Genomic DNA, 3,724 nt, shown 5'->3' on the forward strand with positions numbered 1-3,724 from the left:
CCATACCACTCCATGACACCACCAATCCAACTCGCAAATGCAACTTTCTTCATGGAACCTTTTCTCTTAAAATGTTCAGCACTCATTATGAACACTTCTCCTTCTTCAAGTAAGTGGTCTTGTTTTACCCATGCACGCACCCACCGCAAGTCTCTCGAATCACCAAGTGAAAAGGAACATGTACTTGAACCGGAACGTCCTCATCCAATGGCCTTTGCAACAAGCGCACCGCCAATCTGCCCATCAGTTCCGTGTTCACATGAACGGTCGTCAGTGAGGGAGATACGTACGCTGCAGTTTCGATGTCGTCAAACCCCACCACCGCAATGTCATTAGGCACCTTCAGCCCACGTTCATGGATGGCTCGAAGTGCCCCAATCGCCATCGGATCGCTCGCAATGAAGAATGCGGATGGTCGATTACGCCTGCTTAAAGCCTCCATCATCCGCTCATAGCCCGAACTCATCGCCCACTCACCGATGAAAATGTCGTCCGCAGAAAATCTGCCAATCTCTCTCATGAAAGATTCGTATGCCAGGTGTCTGGGGTCCTTCCCGAACGGCCTCCCGCCTCCTATGAATCCAATCTTCTCGTGTCCTAGCTGAACTAGATGCTGCAAAACGGTCCTTGTAGCCTGGTTAAAATCGACCATGACTGAGGTATACCGATTTACATCTGGGCAATAGTCGACAAAAATGAGTCGTTTCGCATCCAGACATTCAGGATTGAAATTGTCTCCGTTCACGACGATAATTCCGTCGTAATCGGCAGACTTTTGCTTCAGGCCAAGTTCGTCGTCGCTCCAATGGTAGGTATGAACAACCGTCCCGAACCGCTGAGCCTCAAGCTCAATACCGCGCTGAATATACGAGAAATACGGGTCTTCTTTATCCATCTCTTTGGACTGAAAGCGGATGACCGCCACGCTCTCAAGTGGCCTCGATTCCTCTTTTTTAGTTAAACTTCTCCTCGTTTTTACTCGATAATTTAATTTCTTGGCAGCGTCCAAAACGCGCTGACGCGTGTTATCCGATACTGCCAAAGTACGGTCGCCATTCAGCACACGGGAAACCACTGCGGTCGATACATTTGCAAGTTCTGCTACGTCCCGCATTGTTGTCATGTACGGATACACTCCACAAAGAAAAACTCATAATTGAAATTACTAAATTACAGGTGCATGTTATCACTAATTTTAATTTCTCGTCAAGTAATTTTTTGTTTTTTGCAAATCGGTGATCGCTGTGGGGGAGTCACTCTTGAGGCATCTTCGTTAGCGACCAACACAGCAACGAGTGCGTAGTCCAGTGTTGGTCCCCACGTTTCGCGTCCATGGTTGCCGGGTAGCACTTTCGACCCTGTGGACACTGAAGGTGCTCGATGGCACAAAGAGCAGGCCGAGGTGGAGGGACAATTGCGCTACCTGAAGAGCCCATGCCATGTGGATTTACGTGGATGGAATGTGGCGGTATCTAAAAACCACGACCATCATGCTGGTTGCCAGGATTTCAGCAGAGGTTCTCGCTGAAGCAGTCGTACGCGCTGTTAAGGCGGCTCGCGCTGCCGGCGGGCTCCCGGCTCACAGAGATCTAACCTCCAACTGGTCCATCGCGGCAGGATAAATAATCAGTGTGGCCGGCTCTGTTCTTCGGCCACGTTTTACGTTCGTTCAGGTAACGGTTTCATTCCCGCACGAGGTTCACTTCAAACTGATACCTGCTGGAGGCATAGCGCACCTCGGAAAATTCCACCGGGGTGCCGGTCTGATCCGATGTTACACGCCGAATCATGAGAATCGGCTCGTCGCTGCGGATGCCCAGCTCCAACATGTCTTCGTACACGGAACGCGTCGCGGAAATCTGTTGACTGCCAAAGGATATTCTTACACCATGCTGTTCAAAAAAACCATAGACATGGTTGTACGCGTCCACATGCTGTTGGAGTTCGTCCAAAGCGGCCCCGGGCGGAGGGATCAAATAGGAAGTTTCTCGAAACACGGGCTCATTTTCGACCCATGCGATACGGCGAATCTGAATCACCTGGGCAGGCTCTTGAACACGCAGATGGTCCGCCACTATCTGAGGATAGGTCGTCATCATGCGTACTCCTCTGACGTCCATTCTGACCTGCCACCCACGTGCCCGCAGCTCCTCTGCGAAACCACGAAACTTCGACGCCGTCAGAGATTCTTTATGTCGCAGTAGAAACGTCCCTTTGCCCTGCCGTTTAGCCAGGTATCCGAGCGACACGAGATCAGCGATGGCCTGGCGGACCGTTATCCGGCTTACACCCATTTCCTGCGCCAATTCTGTTTCCGAGGGAATTTGATCACCTGGGCGCCACCTTCCGGCCTGAATGTCGCGCAAAATTTCAGCCTTGAGGTGTTGGTAAAGCGGAACGCCCGTCTTCACACGCGAGCCCCCTCTGCAGTGGTCATTCCATATTTTAGAAAGTCAGCTGGACCCAGGATGTATGGGAAGAGTTGATAACATTATAAAGTAATCCTCTTGGTAAAGTCAATTTTCTGCCTTCAGGGGGTGGTGTCTGGCCCGTAAACCTCAGGAGTAATACCCAGGCTCTGGCCACTCCCGGTTTACAAACCAATTCCCTACGTTCCGCAGCTTGAACTCTGCAGGGTTGTGCAACGTGTGCGTGCGCACATTGCGCCAGAATCGGTCGAACCCATAACGGGAAGCTGTCGACCGGGCGCCCATCACCATCACCTCGAAGATCCGCGAAGTGATATCAAGCGCCGTGTTGCCCGCTTGAACGTTGGCGGCTGCCACCAGCACTGCACATTCCCCGCGCTCCTCATCCGTGAGCGACACGCCTTTGTCCCATGTTTCGTCCAGCTTCAGAGCTGCTTTCTCGACGAGGCTGAGTGCTGCCTGGTAATCTGTCCACATCTGTCCGTACCGACTTAGCGTCGACGGCTCCTCGGACGTGTTTGCGACCCCTGATCGATACCAGGCCCGCGCCTCCGTCTTCGTATACTGCCGAGCTTCCTCCAGAGCGCCCAGTGTACTGCCGACGAATACCGAGGCAAGAATGCTCTGGGAAAGAATGGGAGTCAGCGTGGAAAATGCGTTGTCCTCCATATAAGCTCGTTCCAGGATCTCTGATGAATGCAGCTTCAGATAGTGAAAAGATACTGTGCCGCTGCCGGTCTGCCTCTGTCCCATGCAATCCCAGTCGTCATGCACGAGCACCCCTGGACGGTCAGTTGGTACAATGCCTTTGCGCAATTCCCCAGTTTCCTGGTCTTTCCATGCAATGACCAGCATATCCGAGTCTGGAGATCCAGAGCTGAATGACTTCCTTCCGTTCACAATCACGCCATCGTGCGTTCGCTCTCCGAACGTACGGTCGTCAAGAGGGTTCACAGAATTTCCCCAAAAATAATCATGTTTGGCTGTCTCCGTGTAGTAGTACTGCTGTTGTTCCTCTGTTCCAGCAAGATGTACGGAGGAAAGGCTAAGAAAATGGTATCCGTACAAATGAGCCAGGGCTGTGTCGGTGCGGGCAAACTCCCGTACAACCCGCAGGACCGCGGACCAGGGCAGACCGAAACCGCCGTAACTCCTGGGAATCAACAGTTTCAACAACCCGCTTTCACGTATCCAGTCCCGCTGCTCTTTTGGGGTGCCCCCCACTTTATCGCGTTCCACGGCATCTTCGCGAAACCGTCTTGCCAATCGGGCTGCCTTCTCCATATAATCGACGC

General features: G+C 52.4%; 3 protein-coding genes. All 3 read right to left on the minus strand.

From position 1 onward, the window contains the following. Positions 1 to 124 precede the first annotated feature (124 nt). Positions 125 to 1,123, minus strand: coding sequence for a LacI family DNA-binding transcriptional regulator (locus ASH01S_RS17305; RefSeq protein ID WP_067929682.1), 999 nt, complete (start codon positions 1,121 to 1,123; stop codon positions 125 to 127). Positions 1,124 to 1,682: 559 nt separating this feature from the next. After that, positions 1,683 to 2,411, minus strand: a complete 729-nt coding sequence (locus tag ASH01S_RS17315; RefSeq protein WP_067929684.1) for a GntR family transcriptional regulator — start codon at positions 2,409 to 2,411, stop codon at positions 1,683 to 1,685. Between the two features lie 147 nt (positions 2,412 to 2,558). Beyond that, a partial coding sequence (locus ASH01S_RS17320) for an acyl-CoA dehydrogenase family protein (protein WP_083517329.1) occupies positions 2,559 to 3,724 on the minus strand: 1,166 nt, incomplete at its 5' end.

This window comes from Alicyclobacillus shizuokensis NBRC 103103 (genome assembly GCF_001552255.1).
GTDB classification, from domain to species: Bacteria; Bacillota; Bacilli; order Alicyclobacillales; family Alicyclobacillaceae; genus Alicyclobacillus_G; species Alicyclobacillus_G shizuokensis.